Below are 17,778 nucleotides of genomic sequence, written 5' to 3'. Positions count from 1 at the left end.
TTCTAACGTCCGCCGCTCACGTCGAGCAGCGCGCCGGTCACATACGACGCGGCATCGCTCAGCAACCACACGATCGTTTCGGCGACTTCCCCGGCGCTGCCCGGACGGCCCAGCGGCGTCTGCGAGCCGAGCACGGCGGCGCGATCCGGATGGCCGCCGCTCGCGTGGATCTCGGTGTCGATCAGGCCGGGCCGCACCGCGTTCACCCGGACGCCCTGCGGGCCGAGTTCCTTGGCGAGACCGATGGTCAGCGTATCGACAGCGCCTTTCGAGCCGGCGTAGTCGACATACTCATTGGGCGAGCCGAGGCGCGACGCCGCCGACGAAACATTGACGATCGCACCGCCTTCGCCGCCGCGGTCTTTCGACATCCGGCGAGCCGCCTCGCGGGCGCACAGATAGGCGCCCAGCACGTTGACATCGAACATGCGCTGCAGGCGTGCCACGGTCATGTCAGCGAGTGGCAGCGAGGGCGCGACGATGCCGGCGTTGTTCACCAGCGCGTCGATGCGGCCGAAGGCATGCGTGAGCGCATCGAACATGGCGATCACGTCCGCTTCCTGCGAGACGTCGCAAGGAATCACGCGGGCATGGCCGCCGGCGCGGCCGACTTCGGCGGCGGTCTGCTGCGCGGCGGCTTCGTTGTGCGCATAGTTCACGCCGACCGACCAGCCGCGCGCACCCAGCAGGCGCGCCGTCGCGCGGCCGATGCCGCGGCTCGCTCCGGTGATCAATACGACTTTCGTCATGGCTGCCTCGTGTTGCCGGGTGTCAAACCGCCTTGCGGTTCTCGGCCCATTTGTCTTGCGGCGGCGGCTGGTACGCCTTGAGTCTCGCAATCAGCGCGGCCGGCTCGGCATCGATTTGCAGGATGTCGAAGTAGGTCTGGCGCATGAAGCCTTCCTCGACCGTATGCGTGAGCATCGCGATCAGCGGATCGAAATAGCCGTCGATATTGAGCAGTGCCACCGGTTTCTGGTGATAACCGAGCTGCGCCCACGTATACACCTCGAACAGTTCCTCGAAGGTACCGACACCGCCGGGCATGGCAACGAATGCGTCCGAGAGGTCCGCCATCATCTTCTTGCGCTCATGCATGTCGGCCACCACATGCAATTCGGTCAGGCCGTTATGGCCGACTTCCTTGTTGACGAGCAACTCGGGAATCACGCCGATGGCACGCCCGCCGGCCGCCATCACTTCGTCGGCGATCGCGCCCATCAGGCCGACCTTGCCGCCGCCGTAGACGAGCGCCATGCCGGCCTCGACCAGCGCCCGCCCGAAGCCGCGCGCGGCTTCGGCGTAGACCGGTTTGGTGCCGTAGGAGGAGCCGCAGTACACGCACACCGACTTCATGTTCAGGCGTCCTTCGGTTCGTTGCGCGGTGCCGCGCCTTCCTTGGCAGGCAGATAGTCGTAGAACTCGCGCTTGGGCAGCTTGCCGGAGATCAGATCGTCGAACAGCGCGCGCGAACGGCCGCGCAGATACGGCGCCATTAGCGAGACGATCTGCACGCTGACCTGATGCAGTTCGGCGCGGATCGCTTCCTGTTCGTTGTACTTGCGCGGATTCATCACGAACTGATATGACAGCCAGTAAGTGCCGATCACGCCCACGTTGGTGGCGATCACGTGCAGTTCGTCGGGTGTCGCCACCATTTCGCCGTCCGCGACGAGTTGCTCGCAGAACTGGCCGGCAAAGCGCACCTTGTGGCTGATGATCTGCTTGAAGTGCGTCTCGAGGGTGCGGTTGCGCGCCAGCAGATCGTTCAGGTCGCGATACAGGAAGCGGTAGCGCCACGTGAAATCGACCATGTACTGCAGGTAGGACCACATTTCGTCGATCGTCGCGCGATGATCATCCGGAAAACGCAGACGCTTTTCGATCTCCTGCTCGAACTGGCTGAAGATGCTGTTGATGATGTCGTCTTTGTTGCGGAAGTGGTAGTACAGGTTGCCCGGACTGATTTCCATTTCCTCGGCGATCGTCGTGGTCGTGACGTTCGGCTCGCCGATTTCGTTGAAAAGCTTCAACGACAGTTCGAGAATCCGTTCGCGCGTGCGGCGGGGAGGTTTGGCTTCCATGTCGTCCGGCCCTGGTAACGCCGGGCGCGCGGCGCGGCGGCGTGCCGCTGCTGCGTGATCCACCCTGGCGGTTAGTATTTTTGAGAGACAATCGAACGATTATAAACCGACCGTTCTCATGCCAAGGGCGGAGTCAGGGTTTTCACAACAGTGTGTATGCAAACAACCTGCCAGACGGCTACAGCCAGCCTCTGAGTCCATGCAGCACGAGCGGGCCGACGATCAGCCCCCACGTCATCAGGCACATGCCCAGTGCCACCATCACGGCCGCGCTGCCGAGATCCTTGGCACGCCGCGACAATTCGTGGCGTTCGAGCGAAATACGGTCGATCGCCGCTTCCACGCTCGAATTCAGCAGTTCGACGATCAGCACCAGCAGCACCGAGCCGAGCAACAGCACCCGGCTCACCGGATCGACCGGGACGATCACGCCACAAGGCACGAGGATGGCCGCGAGCGTCAACTCCTGGCGAAACGCGCTTTCTTCACGAATGGCGACCTGAAAGCCCGCCAGAGAATTCTTCATTGCGTGCCAGGCGCGCGTGATACCGCGATTGCCCTTGTACGGATTGAACGGCAGCGGCGCGAGCGGATCGTCGGGACCGAGCGGCTCGTCGGGACCGAGCGGCTCGTGGGCGTCTGCGGATACGACCGTCGGCGCCGCAGCGGACGCGCTGTGGCGCGACGACGGCACGGCCTGCGACGGCCGCGCCGTGCCATTCACGCGGACCTCGGGCGTGCCGTCCGCCGGTTGCGACATACCGGCTTCGTGCATATCGTCGAACGGTTCGATGCTGCTGGCGTCCGTTTCAACCGAATGCAGCGCGCCACGCGGGGCGCGCCGGACACTGGAGGTTCTTGCTCGCATGGGCGGATTGGGGCGGCGCGTCACGCGGCCGCGCTCTCCTCGCTAAAGGAGGAAGGCCGCGGCAGCGGCTTCAGATGCGCGGCGAACTGCTCGGATGCGGCGGCCCACGAGAAACGCTCGGCCCACGCGCGTGCGTGGTTGCGGTCGATTTTCAGGGCATCGAGACACGCCTCGCGCAGATCTTCGTTCATGGCGCCGGCGCCGCCGTCGCCCAGCACGTCGATCGGGCCCGTGACCGGGTAAGCGGCGACCGGCGTGCCGCAGGCGAGCGCCTCGAGCAGCACGAGGCCGAAGGTGTCGGTGCGGCTCGGGAACACGAACACGTCGGCGGCGGCGTACACCTTGGCGAGTTCGGCCTGCGTCAGCACGCCCAGATAGTTCGCCTGCGGATAGCGCGACTTCAGTTCAGCGAGCGCGGGACCTTCGCCGGCGACCCACTTCGAACCCGGCAGATCCAGCTTGAGAAATGCTTCGACGTTCTTCTCCACCGCCACGCGTCCGACGTAGAGGAAGATGGGCCGCGCCGTGTTGAGGACCTTGGAATCCATCTGGTGGAAGATATCAAGGTCGACGCCACGCGTCCACAGCACCACATTCGTGAAGCCGAATTTCTCGAGGTCGGCCTTGACGACAGGCGTCGGCGCCATCACGGCGAGCGAGGCCTTGTGGAACCAGTGCAGAAACCGGTAGGTGGCGGCGAGCGGAATGCCGAAGCGCGCCTGCACGTATTCCGGAAAACGCGTGTGATAAGCGGTCGTGAACGGCAGCTTGTGCTTGATGGCGTAGGCGCGTGCCGCCATGCCGAGCGGCCCTTCGGTGGCGATGTGCAGCGCGTCCGGAGCGAAGGTGTCGATGCGCTCGTGCAGCTTGCGTTTCGGGAACAGCGACAGGCGGATTTCCGGGTAGGTCGGGCACGGAATCGTCTTGAATTCGAGCGGCGTCAACAGGTCGACCCGGTGGCCAAGCGCAGTCAGCTCGCGGGTCGTGTTCTTCAGCGTGCGAACCACGCCATTGACCTGCGGTTCCCATGCATCGGTGACGATCATGATCTTCATCGGTGTTTGCCCAATCGAAGTTAAAGGGGATGACGCGGGTACAAAAAGCAGGCCGTCGACCTGACCGCGAGGCCGGCTCATCAGGCGGTCGCCCGGGCCTTCTGCGCGCTTTCTTCAGGCGAGCGCATCACGGTCCAGTAGATCACCTTGAGTTCACCTTCGTAGGTTTCGACGAGCGCCGACAGGCTCTCGACCCAATCGCCGTCGTTGCAATACAGCACGCCGTCGATATCGCGGATCTCGGCCTTGTGGATATGGCCGCACACCACGCCGTCGCAGCCGCGGCGACGCGCTTCGTCGGTCATCACGCGTTCGAACGAGGAGATGAAATTCACCGCGTTCTTCACCTGATGCTTGAGGTACTGTGACAGCGACCAGTACTGGAAGCCAAGGCGGCTGCGGATCCGGTTGAACCAGCGGTTCAGCACGAGAATCAGCGTGTAGAGCGTGTCGCCGAGATAGGCGAGCCATTTGGCGTGCTGGATCACGCCGTCGAACAGGTCGCCGTGGACGATCCACAGGCGCTTGCCGGCGAGCGTGGTGTGGAAGGCCTCGCCGCGCACGTGGATGTCGCCGAAAGCGAGATCGCAGAACTGGCGTGCGGCTTCGTCGTGATTGCCCGGGATATAGACGACCTGGGTGCCTTTGCGGGCCTTGCGCAGGATCTTCTGCACGACGTCGTTGTGGGCCTGCGGCCAGTACCAGCCTTTCTTCAACTGCCAGCCGTCGATGATGTCGCCGACCAGGTACAGATACTCCGAGTCGTTGTGGCGCAGGAAGTCCAGCAGATACGGCGCCTGACAGCCGCTCGAACCGAGGTGGATGTCGGACAGCCAGATCGTGCGGTAGCGGTGCGGCTCCTCATGGTCGTCGTCGTGACGGCCGGGTTGCGGGTCCGAGGAGAGCGGCGGCAGTGGCAGCGGCAGGCCGTTGCCGAAGGAAGCGGAATCCGGCCGGAAAGCGACGGGGTCGACGCCCGGGCCAGTCTGGCGGAACAGGGAAGTCGCGGACGTTTTTGGGTCCATGGCTCACGCGTCGAGTTGCAGTGAGCGTATTGCGCCATCCGCGCGTGACTGTGCCGTGACAGTCACAAGAAGTTCTTATTACGAGGTCCTGCGCAGCGTGCGGTTTTCAGCCGCCTACCGCGACGATCCGGGTACCGGCCAGGCGGTCGTGCAGAAACTGACGATTGGCGTCGAAGCGGCCTGTGGCGGCCCATAGCACGAACCAGACGGCGGCAATCACCAGCGTGTGCGGGAGCGAGAGCCCAAGCAGCGGATGCAGCGCGAGCGGCGGCAGGAACCACAGCCACGCCAGCACATAGCGCACGATGGCGCGGGGCGTGGAGAGCGGCGAGCCGTCCGCAGCGACCACCCGTAGCCGCCAGGTTTTCATGGGCAGGGTCTGGCCGCTGTGGGTCCAGAACCACACGAAATACAGGCCGACCACGAACCCGATCCAGGCGGCCAGCAGATTGTGGTGGGTCAAACCGTTGCGCTGTTGCGTCAGCGTGCTGAACAGATAGCCGGCGAGGAACACCACGCCGAACAGGATCACGCCTTCGTAGAGCATGGTGGCGAGCCTGCGGCGGATCGACGGCGTGGCGAGAAGCGCGGCAATGGACGGCTGGGGTCGGTTACGCGGATTGGGCGGATTAGGCACGTTGGGCGCGGTGAACACGTTCATGGGGGAAGGTGGGCCGTGCGTGCCGTGCTCAGGAGCCGTTGTAAATCGACGGCGAGGCCTGCGGCGGGACGGGCGCAATGGTGCTGGAGGCGGGCGTGGGTGGTGCCACCTGCAGTGCGGCGTGGGTACCCGACGCGCTGGCCGTGGCGACCACCCCGCTCGCCGTGCGCTCGCGCCCATTGACGAGGCGTTCGATATCTTTCAGTTCGGTTCTGCCGGACGGCGGCGCGCTGACGACGGTGGGGCGGCGCTTGCGCTCGCTCGCGGCGAGCCGCTCCTTCTGTTCTTCCGGTAGCTGCTGATACGCCTTCCACGCCTTCTGGCGGGCCTCGCGCGGCAACTCCTTGGACACCTGATAGTTCTCGCGGGCCACGCGACGCTGCTCCGGCGTGAGGCGAACCCATTCGGTCATGCGATCGTGCAGGCCCTTTTGCTGTTCAGGCGACAACTTCGAGTAACGCGAGGCGATCTTGATCCATTTTCGCTTACGTTCGTCGCTGAAGGTGTCCCAGGTGCTGGCAAACGGTGCGAGCGCGATGTGCTCGGCGTCGGTGAGATGCGACCAGGAGAGCGGGCTGGCTTCGGGCAGTCCCGGCAGTTCCGCGCTGAGCGCCGGCGCGGAGGCCTTGGCAGGCGCGCCGGCAGTCTGTGCCGCAGCGGACGTGGCGCTTGGGTAGAAGCGCGGATACGTCGCGGCGAACGACACGAGCGCCGCGATTGCGCATCCGGATACAACGGCGAGGCCGCGCTTGTAACTCACCCGAAGAGTCTCCCGCTCAGTGCGCGCGCGAAAGATACGCGTTGAAGCCGTGATCGAGATAGGCGTTGAGCGGCAGATCGTCGCTCAGCATGGCGGCGTCGATATCGGCGAGCTCAGCGGTGCGTTGCTGGTCTTCCCAGTAGGCGATCGCCACGAGGCTGATCACCAGCGCCGCGAGCGGCCAGGCGAGCGCGAAGCGGCGCAGCGGCGAACGGCGGCGTTGCGGGGCAACCGGCTGCGGCATGCCGGACAGCGCGCCGGCGGCACCGGCGAAGGCCGGTACGAATACCGGTGCGGCGACGGTCTCGGGTTTTTTACGGGCGAGCGCAGCGCGCCGCGCCACCGCGAGCCGGTCGACGGTAGCGGGGGGGAGCGCGGCGGCATTTTCATCGAGCGCGCGGCGTACCTGCCTTGCGAACTCGAGTTCTTTCGTATCGAGAGAGGAGCTCATAGCGTGATTCCTTTGGCCTTGAGCGCTTGCGCCAGCGTATGAGTGGCCCGCGAACAGTGTGTCTTCACACTGCCTTCGGAGCAGCCCATCGCGGCAGCAGTCTCGGCGACATCCATATCTTCCCAATAACGCATGAGAAACGCCTCCCGTTGACGTGCCGGTAATTTTTGGATCTCGTCGTCAATCAACTGTAAGACTTGTTCGCGCTCCAGCTTCTGCTCACTACTCTCGGCGCCTACCGAGCCTTCTTGTGCTTCGAATGTCTCCAAAGGGTCGAATTCGTCGTCCTCGGAGCTGCCGAGCGAGGAGAACAGACTAACCCAGGTATTGCGTACTTTCTGCCGACGAAAATAGTCGTGCATCGCATTCTGCAGAATACGCTGAAACAGCAGCGGCAGTTCGGCCGCCGGCCGGTCGCCGTATTTTTCGGCGAGCTTGATCATCGCGTCCTGCACGATGTCGAGCGAGGCGTCGTCGTCCCGCACGGCGTAGACCGTCTGCTTGAACGCGCGCCTTTCGACGCCCGCCAGAAAATCGGCGAGTTCCTTGTCTGATGCCATCAGTTGGGGGGCGGCGCAGCGAGCGTGCGCGTAATCGATCGAAATTGTCGTAAAACTGGCGGATGCTAACAAACTTTCGCTCCGCTGGGGAAAAACACGAAGCCGTATCGATACTTATGACAACTTTTCACGCCGTTGCACGGGTTGTTGCGGATGGCGTGGAAATATTTTCTTGACCGTCGCGCCGTCAGCAGATATCTTCGACGGTTCGCAACATAAGTGACTTGTCTCATTTGAGGTGTGGCCCAAGAAGCTCACCTGTCAAACTGGACGCGCCGCTTGAACCCGAGCCACAAGCCCGGCAGAGAGCACCCGATCAATTTTTTGCCGAAAATTCGAAAGGTGAATGAATGAATATGCCCAGCGCGGAATTCTCCACGTCGGATACGACTCCCCATCGCGAAACCGAATCGATTGGCGCCACCGTGCTCATGCGTGCACTGGCCGACGAAGACGTTGAATTTGTTTGGGGCTATCCCGGCGGCTCGGTACTCTACATCTACGACGAGCTGTACAAGCAGGACAAGTTCCAGCACATTCTCGTGCGCCACGAACAGGCCGCAGTCCATGCCGCTGACGCCTATGCGCGCTCAACGGGCAAGGTCGGCGTGTGCCTCGTGACCTCCGGCCCCGGCGTCACCAATGCGGTGACCGGCATTGCCACCGCCTACATGGATTCGATTCCTCTGGTGGTGATCAGCGGCCAGGTTCCGACCGGTGCGATCGGCCAGGATGCATTCCAGGAATGCGATACGGTCGGCATCACGCGTCCGTGCGTGAAGCACAACTTCCTCGTGAAGGACGTGCGCGACCTCGCCGCTACCGTCAAGAAAGCCTTCTTCATTGCCCGTACTGGCCGGCCCGGTCCGGTGCTGATCGACATTCCGAAAGACGTGTCGAAGACGCCTTGCCAGTACGAACCGCTGAAGAGCGTTTCGCTGCGCTCGTACAACCCGGTGACGAAGGGTCACTCCGGCCAGATCCGCAAGGCGGTGTCCTTGCTGCTGTCCGCGAAACGTCCGTATATCTACACCGGCGGCGGCATCATCCTCGCGGATGCGGCGCGTGAGCTGAACCAGTTCGCCGACCTGCTCGGCTATCCCGTCACGAATACGTTGATGGGATTGGGCGGCTATCGGGCGAGCGACAAGAAATTCCTCGGCATGCTCGGCATGCACGGTACGTACGAAGCCAATATGGCCATGCAGCATTGCGACGTGCTGATCGCCATTGGTGCGCGCTTCGACGACCGCGTGATCGGCGACCCAGCGCATTTTTCGTCGGTGCCGCGCAAGATCATCCATATCGACATCGATCCTTCTTCCATTTCCAAGCGGGTCAAGGTCGACATTCCGATCGTCGGCGACGTCAAGGAAGTGCTGAAAGAGCTGATCGAGCAGTTGCAGACGGCCGAGCACGGCCCCGACACCGCGGCACTCGCCGACTGGTGGAAGGACATCGAAACCTGGCGCGCCAAAGATTGCCTGAAGTTCGATCGCAAGGGCGACATCATCAAGCCGCAGTACGTGGTGGAAAAGGCGTATGAACTGACCGACGGCAATGCCTTCGTATGTTCGGACGTCGGCCAGCATCAGATGTGGGCGGCACAGTTCTATCGCTTCAACAAGCCGCGCCGCTGGATCAACTCCGGTGGTCTCGGCACGATGGGCTTTGGCCTGCCGGCGGCGATGGGCGTGAAGATGGCGCATCCGAACGACGACGTGCTCTGTATCACGGGCGAAGGCTCGATCCAGATGTGCATTCAGGAACTGTCGACCTGCAAGCAGTACGAAACGCCGATCAAGATCATTTCGCTGAACAACCGCTATCTGGGCATGGTGCGCCAGTGGCAGCAGATCGAATACAGCAAGCGTTATTCGCATTCCTACATGGATGCGCTGCCGGATTTCGTGAAGCTCGCCGAGGCTTATGGCCATGTCGGCATGCGGATCGAGAAAACGGCGGACGTCGAGCCGGCGCTGAAAGAAGCGCTGCGCCTGAAGGACCGCACGGTATTTCTCGACTTTCAGACCGATCCGACCGAAAACGTCTGGCCGATGGTTCAGGCCGGCAAGGGCATCACGGAGATGCTGCTCGGGGCGGAAGATCTATAACGAACGGTCTTGACGTTGGCTTTGTCATGCGCGCTTTCAAAAAAAGCGTAGGCGGACGTAGCGGCGCAAACCGGCTCGCACATATCACACATCTGGAAGAAGCGAAACATGAGACACATTATTTCCGTCCTGCTGGAAAACGAACCGGGCGCGCTGTCGCGCGTGGTCGGCCTGTTTTCCGCTCGCGGGTACAACATCGAAACCTTGACGGTGGCCCCGACCGAAGACCATTCGCTGTCGCGCATGACCATCGTTTCCATTGGCTCGGACGACGTGATCGAACAGATCACGAAGCATTTGAACCGCCTGATCGAGGTGGTGAAAGTGGTCGACCTTACCGAAGGCGCCCATATCGAGCGCGAGCTGATGTTGATCAAGGTAAGGGCGGTCGGTAAGGAGCGTGAGGAGATGAAGCGGATGTCGGATATCTTCCGCGGGCGCATCATCGACGTCACCGAAAAGACCTATACGATCGAACTGACGGGCGCGAGCGACAAGCTCGATGCCTTCATTGAAGGGCTCGATGCGACCGCGATTCTCGAAACGGTCCGCACGGGCAGCTCGGGGATCGGTCGCGGCGAACGGATTCTGAAGGTCTGACGCCAGCTTTTACCACTCGCGGCCGGGCAGTGCCTGCACCCACCCGGCCATGCAACAGATTCGCAGTATTTGAATTTCAACGATTTCACTGAATTTAGCCAAGGAACTGACATGAAAGTTTTCTACGACAAGGACGCCGACCTCTCCCTCATCAAGGGCAAGCAAGTCACCATCATCGGCTATGGCTCGCAAGGCCATGCTCACGCGCTGAACCTGAAGGAAAGCGGCGTGAACGTGACGGTCGGCCTGCGCAAGGGCGGTGCTTCGTGGAGCAAGGCTGAGAACGCCGGCCTCGCGGTCAAGGAAGTGGCTGAAGCCGTGAAGGGCGCAGACGTCGTCATGATGCTGCTGCCGGACGAGCAGATCGCCGAAGTCTATGCCAAGGAAGTGCACGGCAACGCCAAGGAAGGCGCGGCGCTCGCCTTCGCGCACGGCTTCAACGTGCACTACGGTCAGGTCATTCCGCGTGCCGACCTCGACGTCATCATGATCGCGCCGAAGGCGCCGGGCCACACGGTGCGCGGTACGTACACGCAAGGTGGCGGCGTGCCGCACCTGATCGCCGTGGCGCAGGACAAGTCGGGCGCGGCGCGTGACATCGCGCTGTCGTACGCAGCAGCGAACGGCGGCGGCCGTGCCGGCATCATCGAAACCAACTTCCGCGAAGAAACGGAAACCGACCTGTTCGGCGAACAGGCCGTGCTGTGCGGCGGTACGGTCGACCTGATCAAGGCTGGCTTCGAAACGCTGGTGGAAGCGGGCTACGCGCCGGAAATGGCGTATTTCGAGTGCCTCCACGAACTGAAGCTGATCGTCGACCTGATCTATGAAGGCGGCATCGCCAACATGAACTACTCGATCTCGAACAACGCCGAATACGGCGAATACGTGACGGGTCCGAAGATCGTGACGGCTGAAACGAAGAAGGCCATGAAGCAGGTGCTGACCGACATTCAGACGGGCGAGTACGCCAAGAGCTTCATCATCGAAAACCGTGCTGGCGCGCCGACGCTGCAATCGCGCCGCCGTCTGACGGCTGAGCACCAGATCGAAACGGTCGGTGCGAAGCTGCGCGCGATGATGCCGTGGATCGCCAAGAACAAGCTGGTCGACCAGTCGAAGAACTAAGGCGCATTGCGTCGTTCATGACCGTCGCGGCGCTTCGGCGCAGGCGTTGGGAATGCAAAAAGCCGCCCAAGGGTGCTGAACCCTGGGCGGCTTTTGCTATCCTACGGTTTTACAAAAATACAGAAGCCAATCCATCCATGAATTACCCTCATCCGATCATCGCGCGCGAAGGCTGGCCTTTTATCGCCATCGCGGCCGTCGTTGCGTTGTTGATCCAAGCCTTCGCGGGATTCGGCTTTGCCTGGCTGTTCTGGCTGCTGCTCATCTTCGTCGTGCAGTTCTTCCGCGATCCGGCGCGCCCCATCCCCACGCAAGCCAATGCCGTGCTGTGCCCGGCTGACGGCCGCATTGTCGCCGTTGAAACCACGCATGATCCGTACGCCAACCGTGAAGCGCTGAAAATCAGCGTGTTCATGAACGTGTTCAATGTCCATTCGCAACGCTCGCCGGTGGATGGCGCGATCTCAAAGGTCGAATATTTCCCGGGCGCGTACCTGAACGCCGCGGTGGACAAGGCCTCGACCGAGAACGAACGCAATGCGCTGGTGATCGAAACGGCCAACGGCCATACCGTGACTTCGGTGCAGATCGCCGGGCTGATCGCGCGGCGCATTCTTTGCTACGTGCGTTCCGGCGAACCGCTCACGCGCGGCCAACGCTACGGCTTCATTCGTTTCGGTTCGCGTGTCGACGTGTATTTGCCGGTGGGCAGCCGTCCGCGCGTGTCGATCGGCGAGAAGGTCTCGGCGTCGTCGACCATTCTTGCTGAACTCGAACTATAAAGCGGCACCAGGGAGGTTTATCCGATGGCCGCATTCAAGCGTCGTCCCCGTAACACCGCAGCCGCACAGCCGCGGCCGTTTCGGCGCAACAAACCCATGGTGCAGGACACGGTGCCGATCGACAGCCGCCGCGCTGCGCGTCAGCAGTTTCTGAGGAAGCGCGGCATCTATCTGCTGCCCAACTCGTTCACCACGGCGGCGCTGTTCTGCGGCTTCTTCGCGGTGGTGCAGGCCATGAACGTGCGCTTCGAGGTTGCCGCGATCGCGATTTTCGTCGCCATGGTGCTCGACGGCATGGACGGCCGCGTTGCGCGGATGACCCATACGCAAAGCGCGTTCGGCGAACAGTTCGACAGCCTCTCGGACATGGTGTCGTTCGGCGTGGCGCCGGCGCTGGTCATGTACGAATGGGTGCTGAAGGACCTCGGCCGCTGGGGCTGGCTGGCGGCATTCGTTTATTGCTCGGGCGCGGCATTGCGGCTCGCGCGCTTCAATACGAACATCGGCGTGGTCGACAAGCGCTTCTTCCAGGGCATGCCGAGCCCGGCGGCCGCCGCGCTGATCGCGGGTTTCGTGTGGCTCGCCACCGATAACCGCGTGCCGGTCAAGCTGGTCTGGCTGCCGTGGGTCGCGTTCGTACTGACCATCTATGCCGGCGTGACCATGGTGTCGAATGCGCCGTTTTACAGCGGCAAGGCGCTCGACGTGCGGCACCGCGTGCCGTTCGGCGTGATCCTGCTGGTGGTGATGGCGTTCGTGCTGGTGTCGTCCGATCCGCCGTTGATGCTGTTCGGCCTGTTCGTCCTGTATGGCCTGTCGGGCTACGTGTTTTGGGGCTATCAGGCGCTGCGGGGCAGGGCTAATCCGGCCCGCTCGGTGCAGCGGGAGCGCTGAGCGGCTTCCGCCGAACGGTCTGGCGTGGATTGAAACGGCAGCCTGCGGGCTGCCGTTTTTCATTATGCGGCGTCTATATTCTGGATACGCAAGGCCGCGCGCAGTGGCTGCCGTAGCGCCAATTGCAGGATTTTGGGAATGCCGCTATAGTCGGTGAATGGCGATTTTCCAGTTCCCCTTCCAGCCTCTTCAAGCCGGCGCGCTGCTATGCGTGCCAGCGCTAGCGCGCCTAACGCGCTGATCGTTTTCGCCCTCCGTCTGCCTCGTTCGTTGTTTGGCGTCGCCTGCGGTGGCGCAAACACCCGAATTCCGTTTTCCGATCCCACAATCGACCGAATCCCCCCAGGAGACCCGAGATGGCAGACAAACTGATCATTTTCGACACGACGTTGCGCGATGGCGAGCAATCGCCCGGTGCCTCGATGACCAAGGAAGAGAAAATCCGCATCGCCAAACAGCTGGAGCGGATGAAGGTGGACATCATCGAAGCCGGTTTTGCGGCCAGCTCGAACGGCGATTTCGACGCGATTCACACGATCGCCTCGATGGTCAAGGACAGCACGGTCTGCTCGCTCGCGCGCGCCAACGACAAGGACATCCAGCGCGCCGCCGACGCGCTGAAGCCGGCCGATCATTTCCGCATCCACACGTTCATCGCAACGTCGCCGCTGCACATGGAAAAGAAGCTGCGCATGTCGCCGGATCAGGTGTTCGAGCAAGCGCGGCTCGCCGTGCGGTTCGCTCGCAAGTTCACCAACGACGTCGAATTCTCGCCGGAAGACGGCAGCCGCTCGGACATGGATTTCCTGTGCCGCGTGCTGGAAGCGGTGATCGCGGAAGGCGCCACGACCATCAACATCGCCGATACGGTCGGCTACGGCGTGCCGGAACTGTACGGTCAACTGGTCAGGACGCTGCGCGAACGGATTCCGAATTCGGATAAAGCGGTGTTTTCCGTGCACTGCCACAACGACCTCGGCATGGCGGTGGCGAACTCGCTCGCCGGCGTGCAGATTGGCGGTGCGCGTCAGGTGGAATGCACGATCAACGGTCTCGGCGAGCGCGCGGGCAATACCTCGCTCGAAGAAATCGTGATGGCCGTGAAAACGCGCAAAGACTACTTTGGCCTCGATCTCGGCATCGACACGACCCAGATTGTGCCGGCCTCGAAGCTCGTGTCGCAGATCACCGGTTTCGTGGTGCAGCCAAACAAGGCCGTGGTCGGGGCGAACGCTTTTGCGCACGCGTCGGGCATTCACCAGGACGGCGTGCTGAAGGCGCGCGACACCTACGAAATCATGCGTGCCGAAGACGTGGGGTGGAGCGCCAACAAGATCGTGCTCGGCAAGCTCTCGGGGCGCAATGCATTCAAGCAGCGTCTGCAGGAGCTTGGCATCTCGCTGGACAGCGAAGCGGAGTTGAACACGGCGTTCGCGCGCTTCAAGGAACTGGCCGATCGCAAGTCGGAGATTTTCGACGAAGACATCATTGCGATCGTCACGGAAGAATCGGCGGAAGCGCAGCAGAAGGAGCACTATCAGTTCCTGTCGCTCGCCCAGCATTCGGAAACGGGCGAGCAGCCGCATGCGCGGGTCGTGTTCACCGTCGAGGGCAAAGAGGTGACCGGCGAAGCGCGCGGCAATGGCCCGGTGGATGCCACGCTGAACGCGATTGAAACCGAAGTCGGCAGCGGCTCCGAGTTGCTGCTGTACTCGGTGAACGCGATCACCACCGGCACCCAGGCGCAGGGCGAAGTGACCGTGCGGCTGTCGAAGAGTGGACGCATCGTGAACGGCGTGGGCACGGATCCGGATATCGTCGCGGCGTCCGCGAAGGCCTATATCTCGGCGCTCAACAAACTGCATTCGAATGTAGAGAAGGTCAATCCGCAGCGTTCGGAAGGCGTGTAAGGCTGCGGCGCGACCCGCGCCGCGGTACACAAAAAAGGCCCTCGCCACACAATGGCGAGGGCCTTGTCACATCTGCCCGGAGAATCCTCGCGGAGTCTAGAAGAAATTGCTGCGGCGGTCCGGATCGTGCAGCGGATCAGGTGTTTTCTGGGTGGTTCGCAGCAGGCCCTGATCGTCGAAATAGAAGCTGTACATCATGTACCAGACGTTGTCTTCCAGGTAACGATAGGTCCAGACTTCGCGCTTCATCAGCGGGTAGTAGGAGGTTTCGACCGGACGGCCGAAATTGACCAACACGTCGCTCTTGGTCCACGTGCCGATCTGAGCCTTGTAGAACTCGTTGGGCTGCAATACCTGTCGCACGTCCACGATCTTGCCGGTGCCGTCGATGTCGGCCGCGGTAGTGGTTTCGCCCATTGGCTGGGTGGGCCACATCAGACGCTTGCCGCCGTTGGGCAGGTCGTATACTTCGCGCGGCGCGCCGAGTTTCGCGACGATCGTGGACGCGTCCTCGCCCTGCTGGAACTGCTGCCAAGGCTGTGCGCAACCCGCGAGCAGCAGCGCGCCGAGGCCGGCGAGCGCGGCACGCCGCAGATTCCCACGCCGTCGTGCCGCTGCAACGGGCGAGGCGAACGCGGATGTGAGGCGGGTAAGCATGACTTCCTCCGACGGCATGGGATGGTGGTTTTATCATCGAGACGCAATATTTTGACACGCGAAGCGGCAAAAGATCGTGCAGACCTGGTTAACGCTGCGGGGCGCTTGCTTATTCCGCATCGTGCGTCCTATGATCCGCGCTTCGGACGATTCAGAGGAGCTGCGCATGGCGGCGAAGTGGGGGCGCGTCGTGGCAGCGGCGCTGGCGGCGGTTGTGATGACGGGCGTGTGTGCTGCGGACGAGGAGGGCGCCTCGGCGTCGGGCGCTGCGCCGGGCGGCAAGCCAATCCAGCTCGCGCTGATCGAAGGCATGTCGGGCCCGTTCGCCAACGCCGGGGCGGCGGTGGAGCGCAATCTGCGCTTCGGTGTCGAACAGGTGAACGCGCACGGCGGCGTGAAGCTCCCAGATGGCGGGCATCCGCTCGAACTCGTCGTGCTGGACAGCAAGGGCAGCCCCGAGGAAGCGCTGCTGCAATTGCGGGCGGCGGCGGATCGCCATATCGGCTACATCCTGCAAGGCAATAGCTCGGCCGTGGCGGCGGCGCTGCTCGGCGCGATCGAAAAGCAGAACAGCCGCGAGCCCGACAACCGCGAACTGTTCCTCAACTATTCAGCCGACGACCCCGCGCTGACCAACGCTGCCTGCAGCTTCTGGCATTTCCGCTTCGACGCGCACGCCGGGATGCGCATGGATGCGCTGGCCGACGTGATCCAGCGCGACCCTTCAGTGAAAAAGGTCTACCTGCTGAACCAGGATTACAGCTTTGGCCGCGACGTCAGCGCGCTCGCGCGTTCGACGCTGGCGGCCAAGCGCCCGGACATCGCGATCGTCGGCGATGAGTTTCACCCGATTGGCCGTGTGAAGGATTTCGCGCCTTACATCGCGAAGATCCGCGCTAGCGGGGCGGACGCGGTCGTCACGGGCAACTGGGGTAACGACCTGACGCTGCTGGTCAAGGCCGCGCGCGAGCAGGGCCTCGAAACGCGCTTCTACACGTTCTACGGCAATAGTCTCGGCGCGCCGGCCGCGCTCGGCGACGCGGGTCTCAAGCGGGTCATCGCGGTGGCCGACTGGCATCCGAATGCCGGCGGAGCAGCATCGGACGCCTGGTACAAGGCGTTTCGCGCCCGTTACCCGGATGCTCAGGACGACTACCCCGTGCTGCGCATGGAATTGATGACCGAGATGCTCGCCGCGGCCATGAACAAGGCCGGCAGTACGGAGCCGGAGGCGGTCGCGAAGACGCTCGAGGGGATGAAGTTCGACAACGGCTTCCACCCGTCGTGGCTGCGTGCCGACGATCATCAAATGATTCAGCCCCTTTATGTGATGGAGATGGACAAGGCCGGCACGCCTGGCGTGCGCTTCGATAACGAGGGTTCGAGGTACGGCTTTCGCACGGTGCTGGCGCTGCCACCCGAGCGCACCGTCCCGCCCACGACCTGCCGGATGACGCGGCCCTGACGCATTGCGACGCGCCTCGATGGCACAAGGCGCCAGCCGGCGGGCGCTGGACTCCCGGCTGGCGGATACGCTCCGTCACTGCGGGGGTCGCGGGCGCTCCAGGCTGTGCTACAATACGCCCCTCGTTGTAATCCACGGCACGGCCTTTCTTCCGTGACCGCCTGTCTAGTTCTAAAGGAAATTGATATGTCCGCAGTTGAAACAAGCAAGAAGTCGGAAGTCGTTGCGCAATTCGCACGCGCAGCTAACGACACCGGCTCCCCCGAAGTTCAGGTCGCTCTGCTGACGACCCGTATCAACGAACTGACCGTTCACTTCAAGGCCCACACGAAGGATCACCACAGCCGCCGCGGTCTGCTGCGCATGGTGAGCCGTCGTCGTAAGCTGCTCGACTACCTGAAGGGTAAGGACGCGGACCGTTACCGCGCGCTGATCGAGAAGCTGGGTCTGCGTAAGTAATTGGGCGCGCAGTAAGGCGCTCTCAGCAAGATGCCTGTGTCAGTTCAACTGATGCAGGCATTTTGTTTTTGAACGGTGCGCTTCATGTGAGGTGCACCGGCGGTTGTCCGCAGTAGCGTGACGGTTCATGCAGCGGGCAACACCCAACACAGCCGGGCTTCAGGGCAGAGCTTTGTGTCATTCCAGCGGTTCGCGCATCGGCGTGATTCTCTGGAATGGCATAAATAACACTCCTCTTCCCATGGGGCACCGGTCCTGGCGTTGCCGCGCCGCTTCCGGTCCGCGCGGCATAACGATGGAGCGAA

The 17,778-nt window shown here is 62.7% G+C and carries 19 protein-coding genes; 8 read left to right on the top strand and 11 right to left on the bottom strand.

The genetic code is table 11. From position 1 onward, the window contains the following. Positions 1-2 precede the first annotated feature (2 nt). The 10 genes from P3T43_RS15880 to P3T43_RS15835 form a co-directional block, all read right to left on the bottom strand. Positions 3-749 (bottom strand): SDR family oxidoreductase, encoded by a 747-nt coding sequence (locus P3T43_RS15880; RefSeq protein WP_429281988.1) that lies wholly within the window; start codon positions 747-749, stop codon positions 3-5. A 22-nt stretch (positions 750-771) separates the two neighbouring features. Continuing rightward, positions 772-1,356 carry a TIGR00730 family Rossman fold protein gene (locus P3T43_RS15875; protein ID WP_429281987.1) on the bottom strand — a complete coding sequence of 195 codons (585 nt, stop codon included), beginning with the start codon at positions 1,354-1,356 and terminating at the stop codon, positions 772-774. A gap of 2 nt (positions 1,357-1,358) precedes the next feature. Next, positions 1,359-2,084 carry a TetR/AcrR family transcriptional regulator gene (locus tag P3T43_RS15870; RefSeq protein ID WP_429281986.1) on the bottom strand — a complete coding sequence of 242 codons (726 nt, stop codon included), beginning with the start codon at positions 2,082-2,084 and terminating at the stop codon, positions 1,359-1,361. A gap of 178 nt (positions 2,085-2,262) precedes the next feature. Further along, complete coding sequence (locus P3T43_RS15865) at positions 2,263-2,952, bottom strand: diacylglycerol kinase (protein ID WP_429281985.1); 690 nt, start codon at positions 2,950-2,952, stop codon at positions 2,263-2,265. A gap of 20 nt (positions 2,953-2,972) precedes the next feature. Next, positions 2,973-4,007, bottom strand: coding sequence for a glycosyltransferase family 4 protein (locus P3T43_RS15860; RefSeq protein ID WP_429281984.1), 1,035 nt, complete (start codon positions 4,005-4,007; stop codon positions 2,973-2,975). 80 nt (positions 4,008-4,087) lie between these two features. Next, complete coding sequence (locus P3T43_RS15855) at positions 4,088-5,032, bottom strand: UDP-2,3-diacylglucosamine diphosphatase (protein WP_429281983.1); 945 nt, start codon at positions 5,030-5,032, stop codon at positions 4,088-4,090. A 106-nt stretch (positions 5,033-5,138) separates the two neighbouring features. Beyond that, a complete protein-coding gene (locus P3T43_RS15850; RefSeq protein ID WP_429281982.1) occupies positions 5,139-5,693 on the bottom strand; it encodes an RDD family protein in 555 nt (184 codons plus the stop codon). A 28-nt stretch (positions 5,694-5,721) separates the two neighbouring features. After that, the gene (locus P3T43_RS15845) at positions 5,722-6,453 is read right to left on the bottom strand and encodes a DUF3106 domain-containing protein (protein ID WP_429281981.1); all 732 of its coding nucleotides are present in this window, start codon (positions 6,451-6,453) and stop codon (positions 5,722-5,724) included. A gap of 16 nt (positions 6,454-6,469) precedes the next feature. Beyond that, positions 6,470-6,904 (bottom strand): DUF3619 family protein, encoded by a 435-nt coding sequence (locus P3T43_RS15840; protein WP_429281980.1) that lies wholly within the window; start codon positions 6,902-6,904, stop codon positions 6,470-6,472. Further along, the gene (locus tag P3T43_RS15835; RefSeq protein ID WP_429282124.1) at positions 6,901-7,464 is read right to left on the bottom strand and encodes an RNA polymerase sigma factor; all 564 of its coding nucleotides are present in this window, start codon (positions 7,462-7,464) and stop codon (positions 6,901-6,903) included. The genes P3T43_RS15840 and P3T43_RS15835 overlap by 4 nt, the downstream gene beginning before the upstream one ends. A gap of 350 nt (positions 7,465-7,814) precedes the next feature. Here P3T43_RS15835 and P3T43_RS15830 point away from each other — a divergent pair, with 350 nt between their 5' ends. The 6 genes from P3T43_RS15830 to P3T43_RS15805 all read left to right on the top strand — a co-directional run bounded on the left by P3T43_RS15830 (position 7,815) and on the right by P3T43_RS15805 (position 14,892). Continuing rightward, positions 7,815-9,578 (top strand): acetolactate synthase 3 catalytic subunit, encoded by a 1,764-nt coding sequence (locus P3T43_RS15830; protein ID WP_429281979.1) that lies wholly within the window; start codon positions 7,815-7,817, stop codon positions 9,576-9,578. Positions 9,579-9,686: 108 nt separating this feature from the next. After that, entirely contained in the window at positions 9,687-10,178 is a 492-nt protein-coding gene (gene ilvN / locus P3T43_RS15825) for an acetolactate synthase small subunit (RefSeq protein WP_074301882.1), read from the top strand. Between the two features lie 111 nt (positions 10,179-10,289). Beyond that, a complete protein-coding gene (gene ilvC / locus P3T43_RS15820; RefSeq protein WP_331595993.1) occupies positions 10,290-11,306 on the top strand; it encodes a ketol-acid reductoisomerase in 1,017 nt (338 codons plus the stop codon). Positions 11,307-11,443: 137 nt separating this feature from the next. After that, positions 11,444-12,088 (top strand): phosphatidylserine decarboxylase, encoded by a 645-nt coding sequence (locus P3T43_RS15815; RefSeq protein ID WP_429281978.1) that lies wholly within the window; start codon positions 11,444-11,446, stop codon positions 12,086-12,088. A gap of 24 nt (positions 12,089-12,112) precedes the next feature. Continuing rightward, positions 12,113-12,982: a CDP-diacylglycerol--serine O-phosphatidyltransferase gene (pssA, locus tag P3T43_RS15810; protein WP_429281977.1), complete on the top strand. Its 870-nt coding sequence runs from the start codon at positions 12,113-12,115 to the stop codon at positions 12,980-12,982. A 356-nt stretch (positions 12,983-13,338) separates the two neighbouring features. Beyond that, positions 13,339-14,892 (top strand): 2-isopropylmalate synthase, encoded by a 1,554-nt coding sequence (locus P3T43_RS15805; RefSeq protein ID WP_429281976.1) that lies wholly within the window; start codon positions 13,339-13,341, stop codon positions 14,890-14,892. A gap of 96 nt (positions 14,893-14,988) precedes the next feature. On the opposite strand, the gene P3T43_RS15800 is transcribed toward P3T43_RS15805, so the two are convergent. Continuing rightward, positions 14,989-15,549: a hypothetical protein gene (locus tag P3T43_RS15800; protein ID WP_429281975.1), complete on the bottom strand. Its 561-nt coding sequence runs from the start codon at positions 15,547-15,549 to the stop codon at positions 14,989-14,991. 217 nt (positions 15,550-15,766) lie between these two features. Between P3T43_RS15800 and P3T43_RS15795 the strand changes: the two genes are divergently transcribed. Both P3T43_RS15795 and rpsO read left to right on the top strand, forming a co-directional pair. Continuing rightward, the gene (locus P3T43_RS15795) at positions 15,767-17,014 is read left to right on the top strand and encodes a branched-chain amino acid ABC transporter substrate-binding protein (protein ID WP_429282123.1); all 1,248 of its coding nucleotides are present in this window, start codon (positions 15,767-15,769) and stop codon (positions 17,012-17,014) included. Between the two features lie 186 nt (positions 17,015-17,200). Beyond that, positions 17,201-17,473 carry a 30S ribosomal protein S15 gene (rpsO, locus tag P3T43_RS15790; RefSeq protein ID WP_011487489.1) on the top strand — a complete coding sequence of 91 codons (273 nt, stop codon included), beginning with the start codon at positions 17,201-17,203 and terminating at the stop codon, positions 17,471-17,473. The last annotated feature ends 305 nt before the right edge of the window (positions 17,474-17,778 follow it).

The sequence above is a fragment of the Paraburkholderia sp. GAS41 genome, from assembly GCF_050436545.1.
In the GTDB taxonomy this organism is placed as follows: Bacteria; Pseudomonadota; Gammaproteobacteria; order Burkholderiales; family Burkholderiaceae; genus Paraburkholderia.
The sequence above is the reverse complement of the archived record's forward strand: the minus strand, read 5'-3'. Positions and strand labels throughout refer to the sequence as shown.

Excerpts from the sequence above, each read along its gene's own strand:
- P3T43_RS15795 (WP_429282123.1), top strand. The coding sequence starts at position 15,767 with ATGACGGGCGTGTGTGCTGCGGACGAGGAGGGCGCCTCGGCGTCGGGC.
- P3T43_RS15855 (WP_429281983.1), bottom strand. The coding sequence starts at position 5,032 with ATGGACCCAAAAACGTCCGCGACTTCCCTGTTCCGCCAGACTGGCCCG.
- P3T43_RS15830 (WP_429281979.1), top strand. The coding sequence starts at position 7,815 with ATGAATATGCCCAGCGCGGAATTCTCCACGTCGGATACGACTCCCCAT.
- P3T43_RS15870 (WP_429281986.1), bottom strand. The coding sequence starts at position 2,084 with ATGGAAGCCAAACCTCCCCGCCGCACGCGCGAACGGATTCTCGAACTG.
- P3T43_RS15880 (WP_429281988.1), bottom strand. The coding sequence starts at position 749 with ATGACGAAAGTCGTATTGATCACCGGAGCGAGCCGCGGCATCGGCCGC.
- P3T43_RS15875 (WP_429281987.1), bottom strand. The coding sequence starts at position 1,356 with ATGAAGTCGGTGTGCGTGTACTGCGGCTCCTCCTACGGCACCAAACCG.
- P3T43_RS15865 (WP_429281985.1), bottom strand. The coding sequence starts at position 2,952 with ATGCGAGCAAGAACCTCCAGTGTCCGGCGCGCCCCGCGTGGCGCGCTG.
- P3T43_RS15850 (WP_429281982.1), bottom strand. The coding sequence starts at position 5,693 with ATGAACGTGTTCACCGCGCCCAACGTGCCTAATCCGCCCAATCCGCGT.
- ilvC (WP_331595993.1), top strand. The coding sequence starts at position 10,290 with ATGAAAGTTTTCTACGACAAGGACGCCGACCTCTCCCTCATCAAGGGC.
- ilvN (WP_074301882.1), top strand. The coding sequence starts at position 9,687 with ATGAGACACATTATTTCCGTCCTGCTGGAAAACGAACCGGGCGCGCTG.
- P3T43_RS15835 (WP_429282124.1), bottom strand. The coding sequence starts at position 7,464 with ATGGCATCAGACAAGGAACTCGCCGATTTTCTGGCGGGCGTCGAAAGG.
- rpsO (WP_011487489.1), top strand. The coding sequence starts at position 17,201 with ATGTCCGCAGTTGAAACAAGCAAGAAGTCGGAAGTCGTTGCGCAATTC.
- P3T43_RS15840 (WP_429281980.1), bottom strand. The coding sequence starts at position 6,904 with ATGAGCTCCTCTCTCGATACGAAAGAACTCGAGTTCGCAAGGCAGGTA.
- P3T43_RS15805 (WP_429281976.1), top strand. The coding sequence starts at position 13,339 with ATGGCAGACAAACTGATCATTTTCGACACGACGTTGCGCGATGGCGAG.
- P3T43_RS15860 (WP_429281984.1), bottom strand. The coding sequence starts at position 4,007 with ATGAAGATCATGATCGTCACCGATGCATGGGAACCGCAGGTCAATGGC.
- P3T43_RS15800 (WP_429281975.1), bottom strand. The coding sequence starts at position 15,549 with ATGCTTACCCGCCTCACATCCGCGTTCGCCTCGCCCGTTGCAGCGGCA.
- pssA (WP_429281977.1), top strand. The coding sequence starts at position 12,113 with ATGGCCGCATTCAAGCGTCGTCCCCGTAACACCGCAGCCGCACAGCCG.
- P3T43_RS15815 (WP_429281978.1), top strand. The coding sequence starts at position 11,444 with ATGAATTACCCTCATCCGATCATCGCGCGCGAAGGCTGGCCTTTTATC.